The sequence below is a fragment of the Gardnerella sp. DNF01180P genome (assembly GCF_049244205.1).
In the GTDB taxonomy this organism is placed as follows: domain Bacteria; phylum Actinomycetota; class Actinomycetes; order Actinomycetales; family Bifidobacteriaceae; genus Bifidobacterium; species Bifidobacterium swidsinskii.
Map to the genome: position 1 here is coordinate 1,313,263 of NZ_CP058386.1, position 25,351 is coordinate 1,338,613.

The 25,351-nt window shown below is 43.0% G+C and carries 20 protein-coding genes and 3 tRNA genes; 9 read left to right on the forward strand and 14 right to left on the reverse strand.

All coding sequences use genetic code 11. The annotated features are described in order from the left end of the window. Positions 1 to 61 precede the first annotated feature (61 nt). Both HXT40_RS05300 and HXT40_RS05305 read left to right on the forward strand, forming a co-directional pair. Positions 62 to 1,303, forward strand: a complete 1,242-nt coding sequence (locus HXT40_RS05300; protein WP_116442641.1) for a carboxylate--amine ligase — start codon at positions 62 to 64, stop codon at positions 1,301 to 1,303. 35 nt (positions 1,304 to 1,338) lie between these two features. Continuing rightward, the gene (locus tag HXT40_RS05305) at positions 1,339 to 2,067 is read left to right on the forward strand and encodes an aspartate/glutamate racemase family protein (protein WP_410310182.1); all 729 of its coding nucleotides are present in this window, start codon (positions 1,339 to 1,341) and stop codon (positions 2,065 to 2,067) included. A gap of 18 nt (positions 2,068 to 2,085) precedes the next feature. Here HXT40_RS05305 and HXT40_RS05310 read toward each other — a convergent pair whose 3' ends face one another. Continuing rightward, positions 2,086 to 3,543: a bifunctional folylpolyglutamate synthase/dihydrofolate synthase gene (locus HXT40_RS05310; RefSeq protein WP_248893208.1), complete on the reverse strand. Its 1,458-nt coding sequence runs from the start codon at positions 3,541 to 3,543 to the stop codon at positions 2,086 to 2,088. Positions 3,544 to 3,821: 278 nt separating this feature from the next. Between HXT40_RS05310 and HXT40_RS05315 the strand changes: the two genes are divergently transcribed. Beyond that, entirely contained in the window at positions 3,822 to 5,417 is a 1,596-nt protein-coding gene (locus HXT40_RS05315; protein WP_410310183.1) for an aminopeptidase P family protein, read from the forward strand. Positions 5,418 to 5,700: 283 nt separating this feature from the next. Then, positions 5,701 to 6,603, forward strand: a complete 903-nt coding sequence (locus HXT40_RS05320; RefSeq protein ID WP_119504669.1) for a carbohydrate kinase family protein — start codon at positions 5,701 to 5,703, stop codon at positions 6,601 to 6,603. A gap of 80 nt (positions 6,604 to 6,683) precedes the next feature. Here HXT40_RS05320 and HXT40_RS05325 read toward each other — a convergent pair. From HXT40_RS05325 to HXT40_RS05360, 8 genes are all read right to left on the reverse strand, one after another. Beyond that, positions 6,684 to 6,757, reverse strand: a tRNA-Ile gene (locus HXT40_RS05325). A gap of 113 nt (positions 6,758 to 6,870) precedes the next feature. Further along, positions 6,871 to 7,551: an ECF transporter S component gene (locus HXT40_RS05330; protein WP_004110520.1), complete on the reverse strand. Its 681-nt coding sequence runs from the start codon at positions 7,549 to 7,551 to the stop codon at positions 6,871 to 6,873. 299 nt (positions 7,552 to 7,850) lie between these two features. Further along, a tRNA-Glu gene (locus HXT40_RS05335) sits at positions 7,851 to 7,922 on the reverse strand. A 107-nt stretch (positions 7,923 to 8,029) separates the two neighbouring features. Beyond that, on the reverse strand, positions 8,030 to 8,848 hold the full coding sequence (gene trmB, locus HXT40_RS05340; protein ID WP_004105137.1) for a tRNA (guanosine(46)-N7)-methyltransferase TrmB: 819 nt from the start codon (positions 8,846 to 8,848) through the stop codon (positions 8,030 to 8,032). A gap of 159 nt (positions 8,849 to 9,007) precedes the next feature. Beyond that, the gene (locus HXT40_RS05345; protein ID WP_004105139.1) at positions 9,008 to 9,466 is read right to left on the reverse strand and encodes a cell division protein SepF; all 459 of its coding nucleotides are present in this window, start codon (positions 9,464 to 9,466) and stop codon (positions 9,008 to 9,010) included. A gap of 24 nt (positions 9,467 to 9,490) precedes the next feature. Next, entirely contained in the window at positions 9,491 to 10,702 is a 1,212-nt protein-coding gene (gene ftsZ, locus HXT40_RS05350; protein WP_116440542.1) for a cell division protein FtsZ, read from the reverse strand. Positions 10,703 to 10,904: 202 nt separating this feature from the next. Next, positions 10,905 to 12,059, reverse strand: a complete 1,155-nt coding sequence (dusB, locus tag HXT40_RS05355) for a tRNA dihydrouridine synthase DusB (protein WP_410310184.1) — start codon at positions 12,057 to 12,059, stop codon at positions 10,905 to 10,907. Between the two features lie 84 nt (positions 12,060 to 12,143). Then, positions 12,144 to 13,664 carry a glycine--tRNA ligase gene (locus HXT40_RS05360; protein WP_004110530.1) on the reverse strand — a complete coding sequence of 507 codons (1,521 nt, stop codon included), beginning with the start codon at positions 13,662 to 13,664 and terminating at the stop codon, positions 12,144 to 12,146. Between the two features lie 179 nt (positions 13,665 to 13,843). Between HXT40_RS05360 and HXT40_RS05365 the strand changes: the two genes are divergently transcribed. Beyond that, the gene (locus tag HXT40_RS05365; RefSeq protein ID WP_033888601.1) at positions 13,844 to 14,209 is read left to right on the forward strand and encodes an MTH1187 family thiamine-binding protein; all 366 of its coding nucleotides are present in this window, start codon (positions 13,844 to 13,846) and stop codon (positions 14,207 to 14,209) included. A gap of 64 nt (positions 14,210 to 14,273) precedes the next feature. Beyond that, a complete protein-coding gene (locus HXT40_RS05370) occupies positions 14,274 to 15,506 on the forward strand; it encodes a M20 family metallopeptidase (RefSeq protein ID WP_033888600.1) in 1,233 nt (410 codons plus the stop codon). Positions 15,507 to 15,523: 17 nt separating this feature from the next. Here HXT40_RS05370 and HXT40_RS05375 read toward each other — a convergent pair whose 3' ends face one another. The 3 genes from HXT40_RS05375 to HXT40_RS05385 are packed head-to-tail and all read right to left on the reverse strand — an operon-like array spanning position 15,524 to position 18,609. Next, positions 15,524 to 16,318 carry an isoprenyl transferase gene (locus tag HXT40_RS05375; RefSeq protein WP_116440540.1) on the reverse strand — a complete coding sequence of 265 codons (795 nt, stop codon included), beginning with the start codon at positions 16,316 to 16,318 and terminating at the stop codon, positions 15,524 to 15,526. Between the two features lie 2 nt (positions 16,319 to 16,320). After that, positions 16,321 to 17,067, reverse strand: coding sequence for a DNA repair protein RecO (gene recO / locus HXT40_RS05380; RefSeq protein WP_004110538.1), 747 nt, complete (start codon positions 17,065 to 17,067; stop codon positions 16,321 to 16,323). Between the two features lie 30 nt (positions 17,068 to 17,097). After that, entirely contained in the window at positions 17,098 to 18,609 is a 1,512-nt protein-coding gene (locus HXT40_RS05385; RefSeq protein WP_421777207.1) for a DivIVA domain-containing protein, read from the reverse strand. Between the two features lie 118 nt (positions 18,610 to 18,727). Between HXT40_RS05385 and HXT40_RS05390 the strand changes: the two genes are divergently transcribed. Then, positions 18,728 to 18,801, forward strand: a tRNA-Val gene (locus HXT40_RS05390). 44 nt (positions 18,802 to 18,845) lie between these two features. Here the strand turns inward: HXT40_RS05390 and HXT40_RS05395 are convergent. Next, positions 18,846 to 19,733 (reverse strand): YlbL family protein, encoded by an 888-nt coding sequence (locus tag HXT40_RS05395; protein ID WP_004110543.1) that lies wholly within the window; start codon positions 19,731 to 19,733, stop codon positions 18,846 to 18,848. Between the two features lie 239 nt (positions 19,734 to 19,972). Between HXT40_RS05395 and HXT40_RS05400 the strand changes: the two genes are divergently transcribed. Next, positions 19,973 to 21,745 carry a zinc-dependent metalloprotease gene (locus HXT40_RS05400; protein ID WP_421777208.1) on the forward strand — a complete coding sequence of 591 codons (1,773 nt, stop codon included), beginning with the start codon at positions 19,973 to 19,975 and terminating at the stop codon, positions 21,743 to 21,745. A 154-nt stretch (positions 21,746 to 21,899) separates the two neighbouring features. On the opposite strand, the gene HXT40_RS05405 is transcribed toward HXT40_RS05400, so the two are convergent. Further along, on the reverse strand, positions 21,900 to 23,447 hold the full coding sequence (locus HXT40_RS05405; protein ID WP_415693307.1) for an ATP-dependent helicase: 1,548 nt from the start codon (positions 23,445 to 23,447) through the stop codon (positions 21,900 to 21,902). 155 nt (positions 23,448 to 23,602) lie between these two features. On the opposite strand from HXT40_RS05405, the gene HXT40_RS05410 reads away from it, so the two are divergent. Next, a complete protein-coding gene (locus HXT40_RS05410; RefSeq protein ID WP_041160557.1) occupies positions 23,603 to 25,333 on the forward strand; it encodes a phosphotransferase in 1,731 nt (576 codons plus the stop codon). Positions 25,334 to 25,351: the final 18 nt, after the last annotated feature.

Genomic DNA, 25,351 nt, shown 5'->3' on the forward strand with positions numbered 1-25,351 from the left:
GCTAACAAACTAAATAACAAACAAGTTAAATAACAAATTAAAACAAATGAAGAAGATACAAATGAATAATCAACAATTCCAACCTGTGTTACTCGGTAGCGATATAAACGCATATGGCATGGCTCGAGCATTCCATGAAGAATATGGCATTACTTCAATTGCTTTTGCGCACTTCCAACTTTCACCTACGAAATTTAGCAAAATTGTCGATGTGAGAATTGTTCCAGGCTTTGGAGAACTTCCTACATTCCGCAATACAATGCTTAATTTTGCTAAATCATGGCATCAAGAGCATCCTAATACCAAGCTTCTGCTTATTCCTTGCGGCGACGTATATGCGAACCTTCTAAGCCAATGCGGTGATGAATTGCACGAATATTTTGCTTTCCACACATTGCCAAATTCACTCAATCGCCAGCTTAGCCTTAAAAGCTCATTCTATAAAACTTGTGAAAAATACAATCTTCCTCATCCAAAAACTAAAGTTGTAAACGCTCAAGAAGTAGCAGCGCACGCTTATGAAGATTTGCCATTCAGCTTCCCTATTGCTATGAAACCAGCAAATAGCACTAAATGGCTTGATATTGATTTTGAGGGACGTAAAAAAGCTTTTATTATCAATACTCCGCAAGAACTTGATACTCTTATTCAACGCTCGTACAAAGCTGGCTACGATGATGAAATGATTTTGCAAGACTTTATTCCTGGAGACGACAGCCGCATGCGTGTGCTAAATGCTTACGTTGATAGCAATCATCATGTGCGCATGATGTTTCTAGGACACCCTCTACTGGAGGATCCAACTCCAGAAGCAATCGGCAATTATGCAGCTATTATTCCAGACTACAATGAGGAAGTTTTCCAAAATATTAAAGCATTTTTGGAAGATATACGTTACGTTGGCGTAGCTAATTTTGATATGAAATACGATGAGAGAGACGGAAAATATAAGCTTTTTGAAATCAATTTACGTCAAGGACGTTCAAGCTATTTCGTCACTTTAAACGGATTTAATATTGCTAAATATTTTGTTGAAGATTTAATTGACCATAAGCCTTTTGACGGGAATACTGTGTTCGGCCGTGGAGAAAAGCTGTGGATGGAGATTCCGCGATCGATATTTTGCAATTATGTAGCAGAAGGCGATGAAAAGAAGCGCGGTCTTAATATGATTCGTCGCGGCGATTGGGGCACTACGCTAGAATATAAAAAAGATATGAATCTGCTACGCTGGTTGATGATTCGTCATATGTTTTCAATTTACACAAGACGTTATGCAGAATTTTTCCGCAATAAAGCGTGAAAATTATTACGTAACTTTGAAGGGAATATGAGACAATGAAACGTCCGTTTTTTGCTGTACTTGGCGGCATGGGCACACTTGCAACAGAAAGCTATATTCGTTTACTTAACAAAGAAACGCATGCGCATAACGATCAAGAGTTTTTAGATTATGTGGTGTTCAATGATGCTTCTGTGCCAGATAGAACAGCATATATTGTTGGCGAATCATCCGAAAACCCATTCCCTACTCTTGCAGACGACATAGCTAAAGCAACTGCGATGGGTGCTTCATTTATTGTGCTCACGTGCAATACTGCGCATTACTTTTACGATAAGTTCCAAGCGCTTACCGACGTGCCAATTATGCATATGCCACGTGGTGCTGTAGCTGAAGTTTCTAAACGTTACCCAAAGTCTAAATGTAACCGTATTGGATTCTTAGGTACTGCAGGGTCGCGTAAAGCTGGAGTGTATCAGCGCGCTATAGAAGAAGCAGGATACACATTCGTAGCACCCGACGACGATTTACAAAAACGTATTACTTCGCTTATTTACGATGACGTAAAAGGTACAGGAGACCTTGATTTTCACCGTTACGAATCTGTTTTAAGCGATATGCTAGACCCTGCAGGAGCATGCCGTTGCGACGCACTTATTTTGGGTTGCACAGAATTAAGCGTACTTAATGAAGCTTTTCCTCTTCCGCAAATACCGTTAGTTGACGCTCAAGCAGTACTTGTAAAAAATACTGTAGAAAAAGCTAAATCTTTGCGAATTAAGTAGCAAAAAATAGCTTAATTTTCAAGACTCGTCAATATTCGGGTGTATTGCTACGCGCTGATCCTTTGGCTTTTTTAGATCCGGATTCACGTGCTCAACAAGCATTGTACGCGCATCTCCTGCAGTGACGAAACTACCGCAGATAAGCACTCCGTGACCATAGCCCACACCAAGCTCATCGTCTTCATCAACTAAATCAACAGCAGTTTGAATAGCATCCGGCAACTCGTCAACACGAATTACGCGATCCTCGCCAAATACGCCTACAGCAATCTTTTCGAGCTCTTCTGGATCCATTACACGGTCACGCCAAGAATTACGCGTAACAATAATCTTCGTCAAAATAGGTTCAAGAACACCCAAGTATTCTTCAACTTGTTTATCTGCCATCATTGCCACAACGCCAATAAGCTGCTCAAAATGATAGTTTTCTTCAATAGTTTCACGAAGAGACTCGGCAGCATTCACGTTATGTCCACCGTCAATAATGATTGTCGGCGAAGTACGAACCTGCTCAATACGCCCAGGAACCTTAACCTGACTTAAAGCCTCTGCAACTAAATCGCCATCCAAAGCACCACTTACAGGCAGCACAACCTCCGCAGCAGCAAGAGCTGCCAAAGCATTATGAGCCTGATGCTTACCAAACTTGTCAACCGGAACATCCTCATAAGTGCCAAGAGGCGTACGCAAAGTAACAACCTGTCCACCAACTGCAGGAGTACGAGACACAACTTCAAGTTCGCCATCGCCATAAGAAGAATCGCGCAATAATGTAGCATGATTGCGCTCCGCAACTTCCTTAATAATTGGCAAAACCTTAGTTTCATGCGGCTGAGGACCCAAAATAACAGTGCAATTTGGCTTAATAATACCAGCCTTCGTGCGAGCAATCTCTTCAACAGTGTTTCCCAGCCATTGCATGTGATCCATATCAACCGGCCCAATAATTGCAGCATCAGCATTCATAACATTAGTGGCATCCCATTCGCCACCCATGCCAACTTCCATAACAGCAACATCAACAGGAGCGTCCGCAAAAGCCCAAATTGCCATGGCTGTAAGCACTTCAAAAAAGCTCATCTTTGGCTTACCGTCAGCTTCCATGCGAGCGTCAACCATGTCGATAATGTCTTTCATTTGATCCCACACATCGACGAACTGATCGTCACTAATTTCCTGTCCATCAATCATAATGCGCTCATTTACGCGCTCCAAATGTGGAGAAGTATATAATCCGGTTCGCAAACCGTATGCTCGACAAATTGACTCAGCCATTCGAGCAGTAGAACCTTTGCCGTTCGTACCAGTTATGTGAATAACACGCATAGACTGCTCTGGATGACCTAAAATATCGAGAATAAGACGCATGCGATCCAAGTCGAGATTAGTTTTATTGTGTTCTGGAGCTCGACTCATAATATTGCGTTCGATATCAACAATTCGCTCATTATTGCGATTTGGATTTTCAATAGACATAACTACTCCCCCTAATTTTTACGCTCGCTTACTCATTTTCCAACTATCTAGATTAGTTGATACCAACAACACACGCATATAAATATGTTGTGACAATATTCACATAGCAAAAGCGTTTTAAACGCACTTTGTAAATTGCGTATAAAATCTTGCTATTTTGCACTAAAAAACTCGCATAAAACACTAAATAAGACTATGTTAGTTTATTGACTGTTTATTTACTATTTGTATAATTTGCGCAAGCAAAAATTAACAAGCAAAAATTAAGGAGTCTCATAATGGCAGAATATACGCCAACTGAGCACGGCGAAGAGCTAAAAGCTGACGGCACACAAAAGGCAGAAGATCGCGTAAATAACCGTTCACTTCGTCCAAACAGTGATTCTTTTAAAGATTTTATGACGAATAACTGGGATAACCAGGAGCCAGAAGTTAAGGCTCTTGAATCTAGCAAGTACATTCCAGCTCGTTTAGAGGCTCTTTCAAAGCGTTTCCCAGGCGAACGTTTAGTTATCCCTGCAGGACAACCAAAGGTGCGTAATAACGACTGCGATTATGCTTTCCGTCCAGACACTACATTTGCTTACTACACTGGCTTAGGTCAAGACTATGAGGCTGGTGCTGTGCTTGTTATGGAACCGGTTGAAAAAGATAGCGAAGAAGCAAAAGCCGGTAAAAATCATACGCCAGAACTTTTTGTAGCTCCACGCGCAGATAACAGCACTTCAGCATTTTACAAGGATCCTCACTACGGAGAATATTGGGTTGGTCCTCGCGCAGGCTTAAAAGAACTTAAAGCAATGACCGGCATTGAAACGCGCGATATTGCAGAACTTGATGCCGCTATTGCAAAGAACGTAAGCGACGATGCTAATGGCGAAGGCATTCGCGTGCGAATTGTTCGAGAAACCGATCCTGAGCTTACTGCAAAAGTTGAAACAATGCGAGAAGCAAGTGGATTTACTGATGAAGATGCAAACACTTGCGCAGACGACAAATTGCACGAATTCGCTGCAGAAGCACGAATGCTTAAGGACGACTACGAAATTCGCGAAATGCGCAAAGCTATTGCCGCCACAAAACTTGGTTTTGACCGCATGCTTACGCGTTTGCCTAATGCTTTGGGTCATGAGCATTCCGAGCGCATGATTGAGGGTGCTTTTAATTCTGTTGCTCGCGAAGAAGGCAACGAAGTTGGCTACGACACGATTGTTGCTTCCGGCAAGCACGCGCCAATCTTGCACTGGATGCGCAATACTGGCGTTGTTTCCAGCGGAGAATTGCTACTTATTGATGCCGGCGTTGAAGTTAACAGCCTCTACACTGCTGACATTACACGAACTTTCCCAACGAACGGCAAATTCACTAACTTGCAAAAGAAGCTTTACCAGTGCGTTCTTGACGCTCAGCAAGCCGGTTTTGAGGCTGCTAAGCCAGGTGCAACCTACTCCGATATTCACCATGCTTGCATGCGCGTTCTAGCTGAACACTTGCACGAATGGGGAATTTTGAAAGTAAGCGTTGAAGAATCACTTTCGCCAGAAGGTCAACAACATCGTCGTTGGCACGCTTGCGGCGTTGCTCATCATCTAGGTTTGGATGTGCACGATTGCGCACAAGCACGCTACGAGTCTTATCAGGGCGCAAAAATTACTCCAGGAATGATATTCACTATTGAGCCAGGATTATACTTTGCAGCTAACGATTTGATGCTACCGGAAGAAATGCGCGGAATTGGAATTCGTATTGAAGATGATGTACTAATGACTGAAAACGGTCCAGAGTGGCTTTCTATTGACATTCCAAAGCAAATCGATGATGTAGAAGCATGGATGGCTGAACAAGCTCACAAAAGTGATATTTTTCAGCATTAAGCAATAAATCAAAATAATAGAAAAATATAATAAAACGAAATAATAATATAGTACGCCAGCATAAGCTAAGTTAAACGTACGCAATATAGCACTTATGGTGCGCTCTATAGAAACGTAACACGCATTGCGCATGTTACTTATCGAAAGGGCGCACCATAATTGTTTATGTAGCATTTTTACAAGCAAAATTTGCATCAAAATGCTTTTGAAGAAGCGAGAAGATATTTAGTAAAAAGTATAGCTCTACAAATTTGCTGCACTGACGCGCGCGAAAGGAATATTTATGACTAAGCCAATTGTTCTTTCACTCGGCGAACTTTTATGGGATTTACTTCCACACGGAAAACGTGTTGGCGGAGCGCCAGCAAATTTTGCATATCATGCACAGTGCCACGGAGCGCAAAGTTGCATGATTAGTGCTGTTGGTCAAGACCAACTCGGCGATGAGCTGATTGATAAAGTAAACAAAGCTGGCATCGCTTCAATTATTCAACGCAACGCTTGGCCAACAAGCACTGTAGAAGTAACACTAAAAAATGGAATACCAGAGTACACTATTCTGCGAAATATAGCATGGGATCATATTCTTTACACTCGAGAACTCATTGATTTAGTAGAACGAGCAGATGCAGTATGCTTTGGCACTCTAAGCTTACGTTCTCAAGAAACTCACGACACAATTTTGCAATTGTTAAAGCATACTAAGCCTGGAGCAATGAAGTTCTTCGATATTAACATTAGAAGCGATCACTACTCTAAGGATCTTATCGACACATTACTTCAAGAAGCAACAGTATTTAAGCTTAACGATTCGGAACTATTCTTATTACGCGATATGTTCAATATTCGCGACACTTCAGACGAGGAAGCTTGCAAGTGGTTCCAAGCTCGTTACGGACTAGATTATGTGATTCTTACAGGCGGCTCTACTTTTAGTACGATTACTACTAGCACTGGAGAAAGCTCTACTATCCCAACTCCACACGTTGAAGTTCTTGACACAGTTGGTGCTGGGGACTCGTTCTCAGGAACATTCACAGCGCATATTCTTAAAGGAGAAAGCTTGCAAGAGGCGCATCGCGCAGCTGTTAATACTGCAGCATTTGTGTGCACTCAAGAAGGAGCATGGCCTAAGTATCCAAAACAAATACCAGATTATTTGTCAATGGCAGAAAATAACAAATAAAACAAAAAATAAAATTTAAATTATAAGATGCAAAAATGCCACTTCATAAATCATAATGAAGTGGCATTATTAATATCTTGTGGGGCCTCAGGGGCTTGAACCCTGGACCGACGGATTATGAGTCCGCTGCTCTAACCGACTGAGCTAAAGCCCCACGCTAACAAAGTCAGCAACGACTAGATTAGCACATACCCATAAACGTCGCCAACTCAGTGAGTCGAATTTTTGACCTTGCTTAGGATTACTGAGCTTGAAATCCCGATGATTTCAAGCTCGGTCAGAACGTCCAGATGCGAAGTTATCAAGAGCACCAGTTTTACGCAAAGCCAAATACACAAACCACACAAGCACTCCAGAAAGCAACAATCCACTAATAAGCTCTGTAATCATATGAATCGTAATATAAGTAGGAGCTTTAGCCTGATACTTAGTGAAGCTTAAGAACACACCATACTCAAAAGCCACAAGCAAACCAGAAAGAGCACTCAAAGTCAAATTAAACTTTCGCAAACGGAAAATTAAGAACGGAATCTCCGCAAACACACCCTGCAAAAGTGCGGAAATAAGCGTATCTCGCATATTAAACGGAGTTCCAAGAAGCACCTGTACAAATGCTGCAACAACATTTACATACACTGCAGAACCTGGCTTACGAATAAGCAAAACTGCAAGAGTTCCAGACAAATACCAAACACCATGCGTGATGCTTGCAAAACCAGGAAGAACAGCTGCATTCAAAGTACGAATCAAAGGAATAAACACCAAGCCATAGCCATACAAGATAACGCCAAAAACAGCAGCAAGAGCAGCACCTAATGCGATATCTGCAACACGCCAACGCATGCTTATAACCCTATTAATACTAGAAGCAGCATTACTATCCACTTGATCCGTTACACAATTAGATGATTCTAACCCATTATTATTTGTATTGAAAATATCGCTCATAGGAAATCCTTTTTTTAAGCTGCTGCGCATTGTAAATTACTTAATTGAATACTTCCTGACCTACGCAGCCTGGGCAGAAGTACCAATGAGAAAGTGTACCATCTCTAAAAAGCAAGACATACCTTTTGTGATATTTAATACATTGTCAGATGTTATATCGATTTATAGAAAAAATATATGAAAAACTAATTGCTGCGCAAAAATACGAAAAATAGGGTAAGCGGCAAAAATAGAAATACGAAAATCAGAAATACAAAAAACGAAAAACGCCGCTGAAAACCCAGCGGCGTTGTAATTTGTACCCCCTAAGAGAGTCGAACTCTTGTTGTCAGATTGAAAGTCTGGTGTCCTAACCGTTAGACGAAGGGGGCTTCGAACCAAACCATATGATATTAACACTCAAAAAAGCAGTACGCAACTCACGGCGTGTTGAAACTAAGTACAACTGCAAAGCTACGAGAACAGCGGCGGCAGAGCATTATTGTGCTATGTAGGTGAAGTCGTGAATCGTGCGACCAGCCTCCAAGCCTTTGCGCTCAAAATTCGTAAGAACTCGACCAGCAAAGCGCTCAGACTCGCTAAAATCTGCGTGCGGAAGAGCTGCTGCAGTATCAGCTGTACCTTTCCCTACATGCTCAATTGGAAGACTTGCGCTTAATTCGCCAATATTTGCAAAATCTTCGCGAGAATCCATAATCTCATGCACATGCAAAGCGTAATCCTCAATATCTGTAGCAATGCGCCACGCACCCCCTCTACGCAACGCCTGGTGTATTGTAGAGGCAAGCTCTGGCTGCACAATACGACGCTTATGGTGGCGCATTTTAGGCCATGGATCCGGGAAGAAAGTCCAAACTTCTTCTAAAACTCCGCAGTCGCACGCAGCGAAGAAATCAGGAGCGTTAATTTGTGCAATACGAAGATTAGTCAAACCTTGCTTTCCAGCAAGAAGCATTGTGTGAGCAACGCCTGGATCATAAACTTCAAGCGCTAAAAAGTTAGTTTCCGGCAAACGTTCAGCTGCGGCAACAATGTTTTCGCCTTGTCCGGAACCAATTTCAACAATAAGCGGATTATCATTCCCCCACTTATCGCTAATCCAATCATGCGTAATGTTCAAATTTTCGCGCAATCTAAATGAGCCAGGTGCTTCAGTAACGTCTAGCAGGTACTGACTTGCATAACGCTCCTGAGCGTGCTGTAAACGCGCATCTAAGCGCCCAGAACGACGCACAAACGACAATACAGTGCGTTGCTTGGCTTGCATAGTGTTTTCATTTTCATTTTCAGTGCTCATGAGATTACTTTCGTTATTTGGGTTACATGCCTTTAGTTTAAATTCGCATGATTTTAGTCATGCTCGCACACATCGCTTTTATGCTACCAAAAAGTATAAAAAAGCAGCGAAAGTTGTTAAACAAACGCTGCTCAATTAATTCTTTAGCAAATACAATTTTTAGGAGAACAAGTCACGCGCGGTATTGTCGTTCGGAGCATCCTCTACTTTGATATTCACTTGTGCTGGGCTTAGCAAAAACACCCTAGGAGTTACACGCTCAATAGAGCCACGAACACCAAACACAACTCCAGCAGAAAAATCAACAATACGATACGCAACTGATTCAGTTACACCAGTAAGGTTTAAAACCACTGGAACACCGTCACGCAAAGCACGACCTACCATTTGCGCATCATCGTAAGACTTAGGATGAATTGTAGTAATACGACTCATACGACTAGCATTCGCACGGGCAGAACCGCCACGCAAATCATTACCATGTTGCGACACAGCAGGAGTTACCGAGCGATCATTATCGAATGACGTTTCTTGAACATCAGATTCAGCATAATCATCATCCTCAGGCACATCTGCCATACCAACGTATGACATCACGTTCTTCATAAAGCCAGCCATGAAGCAACCCTCCTCTCGTTACGCTTAACGCAGAAAATCAGGAATATCTAATTCGTCAGGTTCAGCAGTCTGCTGTACAGGAGCTGCAGAAGGAGAATATTGCTGATTCATTGCAGGCTCAAACATAGAAGGCATAGAAGCAGGTTGTTCTACTTGTGGAGCAGCTTGAGCTTCCTCTTTGAAAGATGACGTAGACTGTGCAGGAGCTACAGGCTTAACATCTGCTTGCATATCAACAAACTGACCAGCTTTAGCTGAGGACTCCTCCGCCTTAGGATGGGCATCAAATCCAGCAGCAATAACCGTAACTCGAACCTCATCGCCGTAAGAATCATCCAAAGAAAGACCCCAAATAATTTGAGCTTCTGGATGAATAGCTTTACGAACAAGTTCAGTTGCAGCAGAAGCTTCCTGAAGCTTCAAATCACTTGGACCTGCGATATTAATCAAAGCACCGTGAGCACCCTCAATGCTTTCTTCCAGCAATGGGGAGCTAATAGCGATTTCAGCTGCCTGAGTTGCACGATCCTCGCCCTTTGCAGCACCAATACCGAACAATGCGGTACCTGCTCCGCGAAGAACAGCTGTAACATCAGAAAAATCAACATGAATGTAAGAATTCATGGTAATTAAATCAGTAATGCCTTGCACACCTGCGAGCAATGCAGTATCTGCAGTCTTAAATGCTTCAATAATTCCAATAGTACGATCAGAAATCTCCAAAAGACGATCATTTGGAATAACAATCAACGCGTCAACTTCTTTGCGAAGATTTTCGATACCAAGTTTTGCAGATGCAGCACGTTGCGGTCCTTCAAAACCGAATGGACGTGTAACAACAGCAATAGTCAAAGCACCTTGCTGATGAGCTGCACGAGCCACAATCGGGCTTGCACCAGTACCCGTACCACCGCCTTCACCGCAGGTAACAAACACCATGTCAGCACCCTTAAGTGCCTCTTCAATGTCTGATTGATGATCCTGCGCAGCCTTAGCACCCTTTTCAGGGTCAGCACCAGCGCCCAAGCCTCGGCTCGAAGCATCAGATAATGAAATCTTTACATCAGCATCAGAACGCAGTAAATCTTTAGCGTCAGTATTAATGGCCACAAACTCTACATTCTGTAGGCCCTCGCTGATCATCCGATTGACGGCGTTACCGCCGGCACCACCGACGCCGACTACCTTGATGATGGTTTTGTCGTTGAAATTGTCAGTCTGGGCAATCTCGCTCACCGTTATCTCCTGTCACTCACGCACGTTTACACAATATTTTAGCGCAAAACGCTCGATACTGACGACGTTTTCACAATAAACTGAAAAAATGTCACTGTTTTGATAATACACCGTGCTATATGCAAATATGAGCACAAGGTGATTTTAATAGAACATTATCGAAATAATCAGTGCAAAAAAATGACGAAAGCCCTAGAAAACACTAGTAACTTGCATCCATTGGATCATCACCAAATAACCCCTCTCGCTCTTCGTGACTAGTTGTACGAGAATCTAACCACCCATACGGCAAATGAACTTTTTTAGCAAATCTAACTCGCCCACGCGGCGTGTCTAACACTTTTTCTGGCAAACGAAGAGAACCGTCAAGCATATCGAGATTATGTTGAACATCCTCAATCGACTCGCACTCCATAAACGCTTTACGAGTGCCACCACCAACAGGAAAGCCCTTTAAATACCAAGCGACATGCTTACGCAAGTCGTGAACAGCCATACGCTCGTCACCATCATAAAACTCAACTAAAAGCTTCAAGTGACGCAAAATAACAGAACCAACTTCTGCCAAAGTAGGATTCACACGATTATCGCTACCTTCGCAAGCATTGCGAATATCAGCAAACAACCATGGGCGACCTTGACATCCTCGACCGATAGCAACGCCAGCGCAACCAGTTTCCTTAAACATTGCGAGCGCATCTTCCGCACCCCAAATATCACCATTGCCAAAAACTGGAATATCGAGTGCTTCTACAAGCTCGCCAATACGCGTCCAGTCTGAATGACCACCATAATATTCTGCAGTTGTACGAGCATGCAAAGTTACAGCAGCGCATCCTTCTTCTTGCGCAATATGACCAGCTTGAATAAAAGTTTCATGATTCTCGTCAATTCCAACGCGGAATTTAGCCGTAACAGGGATTCCTGCAGGTTCGCAAACAGAAACAACGCGATGCAAAATTTCTTGCAACAAATCAGTTTTCCAAGGAAGAGCAGAACCGCCGCCACGTCGCGTCACTTTTGGAACTGGACAGCCGAAGTTTAAGTCAACGTGATCAGCCATGTTTTCGTCGACAACAATTCGAGTAGCTTGTTCTACAATAGAAGGATTTACACCATAAAGCTGCAAAGAGCGCACTTTTTCGCTAGGCGCAAAACGGCAAAGTCTAAGCGCTTTTGGATTTCGTGCAACTAACGCTCTAGCCGTAATCATTTCTGCCACGTAAAGCCCGTCCGGACCAAATTCGCGGCAAATTACGCGAAACGGCCAGTTAGTGATCCCAGCCATTGGAGATAAAACAACAGGAGTTGCAATATGAACTTTCCCTAAATCTACTGGTTTTATAGAAAAATTCATATTGCTTTAACTCCGTTCACTATAATAATAATTTTGCTTATTAGTGCTTAAGCACTACTCGCTTAAGCACTACTCAAACGCGTATTAGTACAATCCGCCAGCAGTAGCGATTTGTACAGGCTTAGACTCGTCTTCGCCAGCTTCTTTAGCAATATCCGTAGCACCGTCGGCTGCACGAGTACCAACGATTTCAACAGGACCTTGCGGATACTTAACGCGCTTTTCGTTAATTCGGCTAGCAACGTAATCTGCAACCTTGTCCAAAGAAACGCGCTCTTGTTGCATGGTGTCGCGCTCGCGAATTGTAACAGCATGATCTTCCAAAGTATCGAAGTCGACTGTTACGCACAAAGGAGTACCAATTTCGTCCTCACGACGATAGCGGCGACCAATAGCACCAGCCTCATCGTAATCGATAACCCAATCATGCTGACGCAAATCTGCAGCCAAATCTTGAGCAACAGCTTGCAATTCTGGCTTCTTGCTCAAAGGCAAAACTGCAGCTTTAACAGGAGCCAAACGAGGATCAAGTCGAAGAACAGTGCGCTTGTCAACTCCGCCTTTAGTGTTTGGAGCTTCGTCAACGTCGTAAGCATCAACCAAGAATGCCATAAGCGAGCGCGTAAGACCAGCCGCAGGCTCAATAACGTAAGGCACATATTTTTCGCCAGTAGCTTGGTTGAAGTAGCTCAAATCCTCGCCGGAATGCTTAGCATGAGCAGACAAATCGTAGTCAGTACGGTTTGCAATACCCTCAAGCTCTCCCCAATCCGAACCTTGGAAGCCAAATTTGTATTCAATATCGACAGTGCGCTTGGAATAGTGGCTGAGCTTCTCCTTAGGATGCTCATACATGCGCAAGTTTTCTGGCTTAACACCCAAATCCACATACCAACGCACACGAGTGTCAATCCAATACTGGTGCCAAGCTTCGTCGGTTCCAGGCTCTACGAAAAATTCCATTTCCATCTGCTCAAACTCGCGAGTGCGGAAGATGAAGTTTCCAGGCGTAATTTCGTTGCGGAAAGACTTACCAATATTCGCAATGCCAAAAGGCGGCTTTTGACGAGCAGAAGTCATGACGTTCTTAAAATCAACGAAAATGCCCTGAGCTGTTTCTGGACGCAAATAATGCAAGCTATTTTCGTCTTCAACCGGTCCTAAATGAGTGCGAAGCATCATGTTGAAGTCACGTGGCTCAGTCCAGTTTCCGCGAGTACCACAATCTGGGCAAGCAATGTCTTTTAATCCATTTTCTGGCATCTTGTCGCCATGCTTTTCAGCATAAGACTCTTCCAACTTATCTGCACGATGACGCTTATGGCAATTCAAGCACTCAATCAAAGGATCGTTAAACACGGAAACGTGACCGGAAGCAACCCACACCTGTGAAGGCAGAATAACGGAAGTATCCACTCCAACAACATCTCCACGCGTGGTCACCATGTAGCGCCACCATTCGCGCTTGATATTATCTTTTAACGCAACACCGAGCGGGCCGTAATCCCACGCAGAACGCGTGCCACCGTAAATTTCGCCGGCTGGGAACACAAATCCTCGACGCTTAGCCAAGGAGACGACTTCATCAAGCTTTGAAACAGCCACAATACACCTTTTCGTAAAACTAGAAAATTCGGGTGAAAACGTTGCTATTATAGAAAAACCCTGTGACGCTTGTAAAATTGTTAAAGTAATGCAAATTTATAAGTTTGTTGACGCATTATTTGGCGTTGTCTTGTTTTGCTAGATTTGCATAAGATTACGATTTTAAAGGGATTGTTACTATGAGTGAAAATAATAACGAGAATACAAACGACCACGCGAACGAGCACAGAACTAACACGGTCGCGGCGTTGTGCATTGCTCCAAGCGGAGTCGGAGACGAGTTGAGCGAGTACGTGGCGGATGCTGTACAAGTAATTCGCGATTCTGGATTAAAGAACGAAACTAACGCAATGTTCACGAATATTGAGGGCGAATTTGATGACGTTATGCGCGTTGTGAAAGATGCTACGATGACTTTAGTTAGTAAAGGATACCGTACTGGAGTAATACTAAAATTAGATATTCGCCCTGGTTTTAGCAATCAAATTGACGCAAAAAGTGCGCTTGTAGATAAGATTCTCGACAAACGAAATAAAGAAGAATAAAACTAAAATCAAATAATCTCAAAACTCAAAAAAGTTATAATAAAACAAAAGAAAGCAGGAATTTATGCTGCAACTTACGGCAGTTCAGAAAATATTATCCGATTTAGATGAAACCCAAAGAGAACGAGAAAAACAATACAAATACTTTCATCAACATCCTGAACTGTCAATGAAAGAAGATCATACAGCTCAAACAATTATTGATATTCTTAGCGAAGCTGGGATTGAAACAAAGCGAGTTGGAAAAATAGGCGTTGTGGCAGAGATTAAAAACGGCGAAGGTCCTGTTGTTGCTATGAGAGCGGATATCGATGCGCTTCCAATTAAAGAAAATTCAGGAAAAGATTACACTTCAACAGTTAGTGCGCAAGACGAAAATGGCAAAACGGTTGGAGTTTCACACGCTTGCGGTCACGATTTTCATATTTCCAGCCTACTTGGTGCCTTGAAGGCTTTTAATGAGCATAAAGATGCTTGGAAAGGAACGTATATTGGCGTTTTTCAGCCTGGAGAAGAAACAGCTCAAGGCGCAAAAGACTTGGTGAAAAATGGCATTATGAGCATGATTGCAAAGCCTGACGTTTACCTTGGTCAGCATGTGTTGGGCACTATTCCTGCAGGAACAGTCGGTATTCGTTCGGGCGCGTTCTTAACTACTGCAGCTTCGATTCGCGTGCACATTTTTGGTAAAGGTTCGCATGGTTCTATGCCTGAGTTGAGCGTTGACCCGGTGGTTGTTGCTTCGTCAATTGTGCTTAAATTGCAGACGATTGTTTCTCGCGAACTTGCAGCTAAAGATTACGCAATTGTTACAGTTGGCGCGCTTAATGCAGGAAGTAAGTCGAATATTATTCCTGATGATGCCGAGCTTTTAATTAACACAAGAACTTATAGCGAAGATACTCAAAAATTTGTGCACAATGCTATTGAACGAATTGTGCGTGGAGAGTGCGAGCTTGCAAGATGTCCTAAAGAACCAGAGTTTACGTATTATGATTGCTATCCGCTTACAAATAATGATCAGAATGCATCTTTGCGCGTGCGTAAAGCTTTTGATGAATACTTTGGAGAAGATTCTGTAGATATTTCGCGCGCTTCTGCTTCGGAAGATTTTTCTATAGTCGCGAACGCTTTTAAAACTCCTTACGCTTACTGGGGCTTAGGTGGTTTTGCGGATATGCAGAATGCTCCTGGAAATCACAATCCGGCATTCGCCCCAGATTTGCAGCCCACTCTTAATCGCGGATTAGAAGCTGCAGTTGTGGCAGCTTGCGCTTGGCTCACTAGCGAAAAGTAACAAATCTTAGTGAGATACTAGGCGTTTTTTACGCCACCAAACCTGCGGTCGCGATGCGCATAGCGGTCAATCGACCTCCACAGCACTTCGCGGCCGTAATCCGGGAATAGTTCCGGCACAAAATCAAGTTCCGCGTAGGATGCTTGCCAAGGCAAAAAGTTGCTAGTGCGCTGCTCGCCGGAAGTGCGAATCACCAAATCGCAATCTGGAATATCCGGATTATACAAGTGCTCAGCAATCATTTTTTCACTTACACGATCGCCTTTAATTTTGCCATTTTGAATTTCTTTCGCGATTTGCGCGCAAGCATCCGCAATTTCTGCACGACCGCCGTAATTTATGCAAAAAACAACGTCAATAGTTTTATTATTTTTGGTGATTTCTTGCGCTTTTTCCAACTCGTCAATAACAGACTTCCACAATCTAGGGCGCCTTCCTGCCCAACGAACGCGCACTCCCCACTCGTTCATTTGCGCAACTCTGCGGTGAATAATATCCCTAGAAAATCCCATTAAAAAGCGCACTTCTTGTGGAGATCGCTTCCAATTTTCGGTAGAAAAAGTGTATAAGCTTAAGTAACGAACTCCTGCTTCTATAGCTCCTGCAATAACGTCAAAAACTACCGGTTCTGCAGCTTTGTGACCTTCGGTTCGAATCATTCCGCGCTCTTTTGCCCAGCGTCCGTTTCCGTCCATAATCACACCGACATGACGAGGCACTTTGCCCTTAGGAAAATCTGGTATGCGAGAAGGGTCACTAAAAGGAGCCGCTGGAATATCAAGCGACTTATAATCCACGTTTTCAAAAGCCATACTTACGAATGTAACAACCCCATCGAACGAATAGGTCGCTCAAGATAATATTCAGCCCATTGCTGAACGCATCGCATAGTAGAAGAATCAACCGACACTCCGTCAAGAACAGACCAGTTTCCTTGCGCAAGCGCACACAATTGCAAACGCGTCGAATTAGCACAAACTATTGAATCCGGAGTGTGATCGCTTGCACACATCATTCCACCTGCGCAAGGCGAAAAATAGCATAAATCTTCATTTTTCCCACATACAACACAAGCTTGTAGTCGCGGAGACCACCCAGCTAATGACAATGCTCGCAATATATACGACACGCCAATAGCATCAGGAGAATGCTTATGCTTGGACAATGAAAGTAAAGCCGCAGTAAGTAGACGATACTGCCCTAGCGTATCTTGATATTCACGCCTGTATTCATCTGTATATTCATTAGAAACAAGCAAATCCACAACTTCAAGCATGACGTTTGCATACTCATAGGACGTATAATCTGCACAAATTTCACCAGCATAAGCAGCAATAGAAACAGCCTGCGAGACTACATCCAAAGATTTACCTTGTGCAAGAAGCAAATCAACACGCATAAGCGGCTCAAGACGACCACCAAAACGTGATTTAAGCCTACGAACTCCCTTTGCAACAGCACGAACTTTGCCATGCCGCTTAGTAAGAAGCACAACAATCCTATCCGCTTCACCTAAAGGAAAAGTACGAAGCACAACAGCTTCATCGCGATACAATGGCATAAATCAAACTATATCTTTTTAATAGTTAGATTAATTACGATCGTTATTTTCCGAATCGTCGTCGCCTTGAGAAGAGCTACCGAAATTAGTAGATTCATCAATATGACCAATAATTGGGAATGACAAATCTGGAATATCTAAACTCAATGGCTTACTCGGCTGCAAATTAGAAACATGCAACTCCGGAATATTAAGCGAAGAATGCTGCGAGGAATGCTGTGCAGAATCTTGAGGAGCAAATGATGGAATTGATTCATCAGGAGCAGGAGCCGCAACAGGCTTAGGCGCAGATGAATTATTGCGATTACGAGCTGCAGGAGTGAAAGAAGGAGGTAGCACAGAAGATTCAGAAGAGTTTCGCATTACTGTAGCGCTTTGCAAAAGCTCGTCATTGCTATCAGTATCGTTAAGAACATTAGAAGGCTTACTTGCAGCAGCATGAGGTGTAAATATTGCGCGCTCAGACTTATTTAACGCTTCAAACGAATCATTAGAATCTTGATTAGCATAATCTACAGGAGCAAAAATGCTTTGTTTATCATGATTTGGCACGCTAGGTATTGAGCGAGGTGCAATCTTAGACAATCTATCCGCAGTGTCTTCATCATCCACAGCATCCTCAACAGGTTTGAATATTGAAGAAGCAGAAGGTGCAGTGGCAGAAGCGGAAGAAGCTGCAGAAGCAGCACTGAAATCAGATGCAGGCTTTATTGAAGGAGCAAATGATGGAACAGGCTTTTCAGAATGGTTATAAGATTCCGTAGATTCTGAAGATTTAGCAGGCTCTTCAGCTTTAGTTACAGGAATAACAGAAGGAGGAACAGAAGGAGGAACAGAAGCAGGAGCAGAATAAGATTCAGATGCTGCTCGAGAGTATGAGGAACTACTATTATCCGCATCAACATACTGTTCTACACGCTCAAAAGATTCCAAGCTGCTAAGCAAACGCACACAAGCGTTTAAATAATAATCAACTTGACGCTCATCATAACCGTGCTTACCGTTTTTTTGCGTAAAAATCACATTAGAAACATAAGCAGAATCAATATCTTGTAATGTTTCTTTGTCCGTTTCCCACTCAAGCTCATGACCAAGCATAAGAGCAATCTTATCTAATGCTTGATCGACCATAATATCCACTTGTTTACGCGCATAAGACGGGTGATGCGAAGAACCACGATCAAAACGATCGCGATAATCTCTTTGAGCATGTTGCAAAAGTTTACGATAAAGCGCTTCTACACGAGCTTTCCATGCAACTCGTCCGCATTGCGCCAATTCTTGCTCAGTGCACTTATCTACTACCGCACGTTCCAAACGCGATAACGCAGCATCAACTTGACCAATAATGTAACCATTACGCTCCAAGTCAAAAGAAACCTCTTGAATATCTTTCTGCGTAAGTCGAGCTTCATCGCTTTCGTACAAAGTGTGAGCACGCTCTAGAAAAGCATTCACCTGTGCGACGTTATATCCTAACTTACGCTTACCCACACGCTCCATTGCTGAAGCATTACGAGCGGTATCAGGTTTCTGAGCCATCGAATATCGACCTCCTGAGCACATGTTCTTATTCAGTATACTGTACGCGATTGTTACGACGCGCGCCACACGTTGCATTCGTACACACCATCATGTATGTTTTTAATTTGTTGCAAACGGGCGATTAGCTCAGCTGGCTAGAGCGCCACCTTTACACGGTGGATGTCGGGGGTTCGAGTCCCTCATCGCCCACTTTCTGCTCTTTATTTGGTTTCTGCTTTATTTGGTTTATTGTTTTATTTCACATTGCAGCTTGGCAATTTATTTGCACCACGACCAGAACCAATAGCTTTTAACGCTTTGTAAGCATCATCCAATGTTTTTACACTTACAACGCGCAAACCTTGTGGCACATGCCCAACAACTTCATTGCAATTATCGTAAGGCGCTAAGAACCAAGTAGCTCCATCTCTTTTAGCTGCAATCATCTTTAACCGAATACCACCAATTGCACCAATTTTTTGCGATTTTTCAATAGTTCCAGTTCCGGCTATCGTCTTACCACCAGTTTCTTGTTCAGGAGTAAGCTTGTCAAGAATTCCTAGAGTGTACATCATTCCGGCAGACGGTCCACCAATATCTTCAATATGTAAACGAACTTTTACATCTTCTTTTTTAATTCCAAGATGCTTAGACGCGTACTGTAACGCAACATTTTGAGCAAGGCTTTGCGAATCATTCATCTCGTTTGTGGATTCCTTCTCATACTCGTCAGCACTCTGCCCTACTGGCACAATAGCTTCACGAGGCAACAAACTTTTATGAGGATCCATCCACGAAATCAATGAATAAAATGTTGAAACCTCATATCCAGGAACACCAGAAACATTGACAGTAATCAACAATAATTTACCAGTATCATGATTTTCTTTTACTCGAGAACCAGACATATCAATCACAGGAGTATTTGATAGGGATCCTAAAACATCCTGCGTTGGACCAGGCTCTTCTACGACGTATGCACTTGGAAGCGACAACGCAAAAATCGCAACAATTACTGTAAAGAATCCTGCAAAATATCGCAAAGAATGCGAAGTAATGTACAAAACTAAAGCATGAGACAGCGAGCGCAAGGATCTAAAACACGCACGGAATACACTAGCACCTGTAGAAAAGCGAAACATGCTTGTATCATGACACAAGCCCTATATAGTTTTGCTTTAAAATATATTTGCACGCAAGTTATAGCACATAAAACCATATTATCGAGTAGAATATTTGTATTAAAAAATATTTTTATTAAGAAGATGCGCTAAACTCGCATATAAAGACGTGTAAAATACGTACAAATACGTGCAGATACGAAACGTATAAAAATAAAAACTGTAAATTATGCAACACGTGGCACGAGAAGGATACGCTCATGAATGACGATGCAATTCACCAATGGCTCATTGAATGCTTTGGGCCAATACAAGGAGAAGAAGCATGGAAACAACTTGATCAGCTTCCGTTTGAGCTACGCGAACAACTCTTAAATCAGAATCCAGATAAGCTTCCTAAACCAGACGAAGTTCGCGGAATGATGCAAGCTTTTAGTGCAGGCGGTCTTAATAATCCGTACGAAATGGAAGCAACACTTGAAGAAGGGCCAATTAATCGCAAGTTAGCGCAATCTATTGCTTTACAGCACGCTAATGGCGATCAAGGAAATGTAAATGCAGACGTAGCAGATGCCACACGAAGAGCTTTAAGCCAAGCGAACTTATGGCTAGATATAACGTGCAATTTCAATCCTGCTCCTGGAACGCCAGAAGTATTGTCTAGAGCTGATTGGGTAGAAAAAACGCTTGAAGCTTGGGTTAAATTCGCTAATCCTGTTGCAAAATCAGTAAATGAAGCACTCACTTCTGTTATTGAAGAGCGATTCCGAGATGTGGATGATGCTGAAGTAAAAGGATTATTTGCAGGAGTTGTGCCGATTCCGCTGCCTGAAGGAATGAATAATCCAGCGCAACTCATGAAACTGCTTGGAAACACTTCGTTTGCTATGCAACTGGGTCAAGCAGCTGGAGCACTTTCACACGAAGTACACGGTAGTTTTGATCAAGGTCTTGCGCTGTTGCAAAATCCTGCAGGCGGATTAATTCCATACAACTGCATTGAGTATGCAAAAGTGTGGGAGTTGGATATTACAGAAGTCATGAATTATTTGGCTTTGCGAGAAGCTGCACACGCAAGATTATTTGCATCCGTGCCATGGCTTATGCCACGATTTGAAGCGCTGATTATTAAGTACGCAAACGGAATAAGCATTGATTTAGAGGCTATGGAAGAACAGCTTCGCGACGTGGAAACAATGAATCCGGAAGCAATTTCAGGAGCTGTTAATTTGCAAAATATTGGCAGCAATGATTCTGAAGAGCAGTGTCAAGCTTTGCATAGTTTGGAAACTTTGCTTGCACTTGTTGAAGGTTGGGTTGATTGTGTTACATGGCAGTCTGGAATGGCTCATATTGTGCACATTGAGCAGTTGCGAGAGATGATGCGTCGCGAGCGAGCTGCAGGAGGACCTGCAGAAGTGACGTTTGAATCGTTACTTGGTTTGCATTTGCGCCCTCGCCGTATGCGCGAGGCATCGCAATTGTGGGAAAAGTTGACTCGCGAGCGCGGTATTGAAGAGCGAGATAGCTTGTGGAGTCATCCAGATTTGTTGCCAACTTTGCCGGAAGCTAGCGAAGTTGCGAAAGACGCTGGTAATGAAAGTAAAGCTGGTAACGCAGGTGACGAAGTTACGAAAGAAATCGATGCGGAGGATGCAACGAAAACTGCTGCAAAAAATGCAATAGAAACTCAGTCTAACCAAACTAGCGAAGCAACTGAAAAAACTAGCGAAACTAGCGAAAGTCACGAAAGTGCAGACAGTTACGAAAGTAACAAAAATACTGATAACGCTATCGAAAATGCGCCTATCGAAAAATCTTTTGAAAAATTAACAGAAGACGATTTAGGCACAAATGATTGGGATGCTGAACTTAGCAAGCTTTTGGAAGAGGATGCACGCCAAAAGAAGCAAAACAGCGAAACCGGTAACGAAACCGGTAACGAAACTGACGACGAATCCGGCGACGAATCCGGTAACGAAGCTGGCAACGAATCCGGCAATTCCGACGAAACTGATGCTGACGGCGAATAAAACTCTTGTAAAACTCCTGATTCAATAACAATCCAGCTGAATAATCGACATCAACGCTCAAAACGGCATAAACTGTGCAACTGTGTAAAGAAAAGGTCGGTCTCAACCAAAAACGACCAAAACTTTACACGAGCGTAAAATTTATGCCGCGAGATTAAGCCAGAAAGCGGCTAGGCACGCGATTCATGCCAGTTCCACTGTCTTTTCTAGAAGCGTAAGAAAGATGCAAAGTCTTTTCTGCGCGAGTTATTGCAACGTACATAAGTCTGCGCTCTTCTTCCAAAGCACTGTCATCAGCCGTAGAGCCAAAAGGAATAAGCCCTTCAGAGCAGCCAATTACGTAAACATGCGCAAACTCTAAACCTTTAACAGCATGAATAGTTGAAACAGTAACAGTTGAAATATTAGAAGATGCAAAAATGTCAGAAATACCTTGAGAACCGTAGCTTTGCGCATCCTCTAAAACATTTCGCTGCCACCCCACGTCTTTTCTCACGCGATACGGAAGTTTTGCTGCTTTTAACGCTTTACAAACTACTTGCTGTTGAGCATTGGTTCTCGTTAGTATTGCGCACTCCCCAAGATGTGCAACGCCGCTTTTTACAAGTTTTGCAATTTGCTCAACTACGCCCAAAGCTTCTTCAACATCGGTTGCAAAAACTTGCTGGCTAACACGAACGCCGCCTTTTGTTGCCGCCTTAACTTTTACGTAATCCTTTTTATGCGCAGAAGCCGCAAGCACTCTATTAGCAAGACCTACTATGCGTTCTGTGGAGCGGTAGTCGGTATTCAAACTAATATCTGCTCCAAGAGGAGCAAATTCTTGCGGAAATGAAAGCAAATAGTAACTATTCGCACCTGCAAACGAGTAGATTGTTTGCGCAGGATCGCCCACTACGCAAATATCGCGGTTCTGCCCCATCCATAATCGCAACAATTCGTGCTGTAAAGGAGACACATCCTGATATTCGTCAACTGTGATCCATCCGATTGATTGCTTAATACGGTTTGCAGCTTCCGGAAAATTTCGTAAAATATGGCAGCAAAGTAGAAGAATATCGTTAAAATCGATGCAATTATGCGCATTTTTTTCGGTTTCGTAAGCTTCATATATATCGACAAATTGCTGCGGCTCTAAACCTGCAGGAGGCAAACGGTGCGTAGAAGCGCACACACGCAAGTAATCGTCAGGCGCAATAAGCGAAACTTTCGCCCAATTAATTTCTGCCAAAATATCGCGAGTTTGCAACAAAGTCATATCCGCAAAATCCGGATAACGCTTAAGCGCAGAAGCTATGATTTGCTGAGAATCATTCATAATTGATGGAAATTGTGCTGAACAGACGTCGTTCCACACGCTGCGAATTTGTTGCAAAGCCGCAGAATGAAATGTTGAGACGCATCCAACATTACTTACACCAAGAGCCTCAATACGCGATCTCATTTCCGCAGCTGCTTTTACAGAAAAAGTAACTGCCAAAACTCTTTCAGGATCCCACTTACCAGTAGCGCAAGCATACGCAATTCTGCGCGTAATAGTGCGCGTTTTACCAGCTCCTGCACAAGCTATAATGCGCACTGGCCCTTCTAGTGCGGTAGCAGCTTCGCGTTGCGAATTATCCAACCCGTCTAAAAGTGCTTCTGGAGAAGTCACTTGAGAAGTTTTAGAAGTCACTTGCGAAGGTTCTGGTGAAGAATTCATAATTCTATTGTTGCAGCAATAACAACGCTTACGCAACAAGAATAAAAATATGTGTATAACTTACAAAAAATTGGCAAAATTTCGGTGCTTTGTATTACTGTGGGAGTGTGACACAACTCAGTAGATTCAAGTTGGCAGCACTGGCATCTGCAGCCATGCCCGAAGTACAGTTTGCAGGAACACGCCAAAGTGAGCAAGTTAATGCCACTGATACCGCGGCTGGAATTTCTCACGCCGTTGTGCAAGATATTTCCGGTAAGCTTTACGACGTTTTTATCAGTGCGGATAGTAAAGGTCGCAAGCGTTTGCATGACCGGGCTCGTGCAGCATGGACTCTTGAGCACAGTAAAGATTTGGCAGCTTTGGGATTCGCTTACGACACTATGCTCACGTTTATGCCAGGAAAACGCGAAGATGCTAATAACAACGCTGGAAACGTTGCAAATAATGTAACCGATGAAAATTCTACAGTTGCTGGCACTCAGCAATACGTACAACAGCAATCTACACAACAGCAATCTATACGAATGTCAAGCATTATTGCCAACAACAACGATGAAGACACTGTGCTTATTTGCGAACATCTTGAAGGTAGCGCTCGCGACTTGCGTCTTCTTACTACTGACGATTGCGCAAATGTTGGAACTGCAATCGGCGCTATTCATCGCCTGCGCCCTACTTTCGTAACGCGCGGAAAATACTCTGCTTTTACTACTGGTCAAATTCGCGCACAGTTAACCGGTTGGATTAAAAGACTTCGTCAAGCCGGTCATATTCCAACCGAAATTACTGACAGTTGGTCAAGAGTGTTGGAAACTGAAGGATTGTGGTCATTTGAAACTTGCCCAGTACACGGCGGTTTTATGGATGGCGACATTTTGTTTGCTGGCTCAACAATTACTGCTGTGACAAATTGGCAAAGAATGCAAATTAACGATCCTGCGCGCGATTTGGCTTGGATTTTTGCAAAACTTAACGAGCAGCGCCGAAACGCAGTGCTTTCTGCATACGGTAGAATTATGGGTTCTCGTTTAGATAGTTTGATTATGCTTCGCGCAAACTTGTGGCTGCAAATGGAACAAGTTGGCGATTTTGTTCAAGCTTTGCAACGTGCAGATAACACTAGTATTATGCGTTTTAAGGCTCAAGTTGAGCGTTTAGCGCACGAGCTTAGTCGTATTAGCAATGCACAAACTGCTAAAACTGGTCGTGCTGCAGGAAATCCCGTCTCGACTATTACAGTTGGAACGCTTCTTGAAAATGACAATACGCAAAGTCGCCAAATTTCTAAGAATAATTCTACTGAAAACCAACTAAACACTGGAAATAGCGACGAAACTCATGAGCGAGACATTACTTCAGAAAGAAATACTGAATTAAATAACACTCAAGACGAGACTTACGATAGCAACAAAACTATAAGCGACGATACTCATGAGCGCAAAGTTCAATATGCTGGCACACACGCAGCTAACGCTGAGGAGGCTGAAAAAGCAGCACAACTCGCTGACGACACAGCAACTCAAGTAATTACTCATGTAAAAACTCAAACAGTACACGAAACCGCAGAAACTATTGTGCAAACTGCAATGAGTAAATCTGCCGATAGCAATGCTAGTGCTGAGCATGAAAACGTTAGTAACGCTGGTAGCAATGAGGAAGCTAAGGACGCCAAGAACAACAATGATTCTGAGGTTAAGGATGAAGTTATAGTTGAGCGTGACAGTAAGGTTGATAGCGCAAACGAGACTTCTTCGGACTCAAAACTTTCTGAAGATACAGAAAGAAATACGCAAAAAAATGACGATAAACCAGAAACCGTAATCATCCCTCTGCTAGAGCGTGAAGAACGAGCAATGCGCGACGCACAAGCAGACTTAGACTAAGATAAATAAAATACTAAA

Coding starts and splice junctions, on each gene's coding strand:
- HXT40_RS05300 (WP_116442641.1), top strand. CDS start 62: ATGAATAATCAACAATTCCAACCTGTGTTACTCGGTAGCGATATAAAC.
- HXT40_RS05305 (WP_410310182.1), top strand. CDS start 1,339: ATGAAACGTCCGTTTTTTGCTGTACTTGGCGGCATGGGCACACTTGCA.
- HXT40_RS05310 (WP_248893208.1), bottom strand. CDS start 3,543: ATGTCTATTGAAAATCCAAATCGCAATAATGAGCGAATTGTTGATATC.
- HXT40_RS05315 (WP_410310183.1), top strand. CDS start 3,822: ATGGCAGAATATACGCCAACTGAGCACGGCGAAGAGCTAAAAGCTGAC.
- HXT40_RS05320 (WP_119504669.1), top strand. CDS start 5,701: ATGACTAAGCCAATTGTTCTTTCACTCGGCGAACTTTTATGGGATTTA.
- HXT40_RS05330 (WP_004110520.1), bottom strand. CDS start 7,551: ATGAGCGATATTTTCAATACAAATAATAATGGGTTAGAATCATCTAAT.
- trmB (WP_004105137.1), bottom strand. CDS start 8,848: ATGAGCACTGAAAATGAAAATGAAAACACTATGCAAGCCAAGCAACGC.
- HXT40_RS05345 (WP_004105139.1), bottom strand. CDS start 9,466: ATGGCTGGCTTTATGAAGAACGTGATGTCATACGTTGGTATGGCAGAT.
- dusB (WP_410310184.1), bottom strand. CDS start 12,059: ATGAATTTTTCTATAAAACCAGTAGATTTAGGGAAAGTTCATATTGCA.
- HXT40_RS05365 (WP_033888601.1), top strand. CDS start 13,844: ATGAGTGAAAATAATAACGAGAATACAAACGACCACGCGAACGAGCAC.
- HXT40_RS05370 (WP_033888600.1), top strand. CDS start 14,274: ATGCTGCAACTTACGGCAGTTCAGAAAATATTATCCGATTTAGATGAA.
- HXT40_RS05375 (WP_116440540.1), bottom strand. CDS start 16,318: ATGGCTTTTGAAAACGTGGATTATAAGTCGCTTGATATTCCAGCGGCT.
- recO (WP_004110538.1), bottom strand. CDS start 17,067: ATGCCATTGTATCGCGATGAAGCTGTTGTGCTTCGTACTTTTCCTTTA.
- HXT40_RS05385 (WP_421777207.1), bottom strand. CDS start 18,609: ATGGCTCAGAAACCTGATACCGCTCGTAATGCTTCAGCAATGGAGCGT.
- HXT40_RS05395 (WP_004110543.1), bottom strand. CDS start 19,733: ATGTTTCGCTTTTCTACAGGTGCTAGTGTATTCCGTGCGTGTTTTAGA.
- HXT40_RS05400 (WP_421777208.1), top strand. CDS start 19,973: ATGAATGACGATGCAATTCACCAATGGCTCATTGAATGCTTTGGGCCA.
- HXT40_RS05405 (WP_415693307.1), bottom strand. CDS start 23,447: ATGAATTCTTCACCAGAACCTTCGCAAGTGACTTCTAAAACTTCTCAA.
- HXT40_RS05410 (WP_041160557.1), top strand. CDS start 23,603: ATGCCCGAAGTACAGTTTGCAGGAACACGCCAAAGTGAGCAAGTTAAT.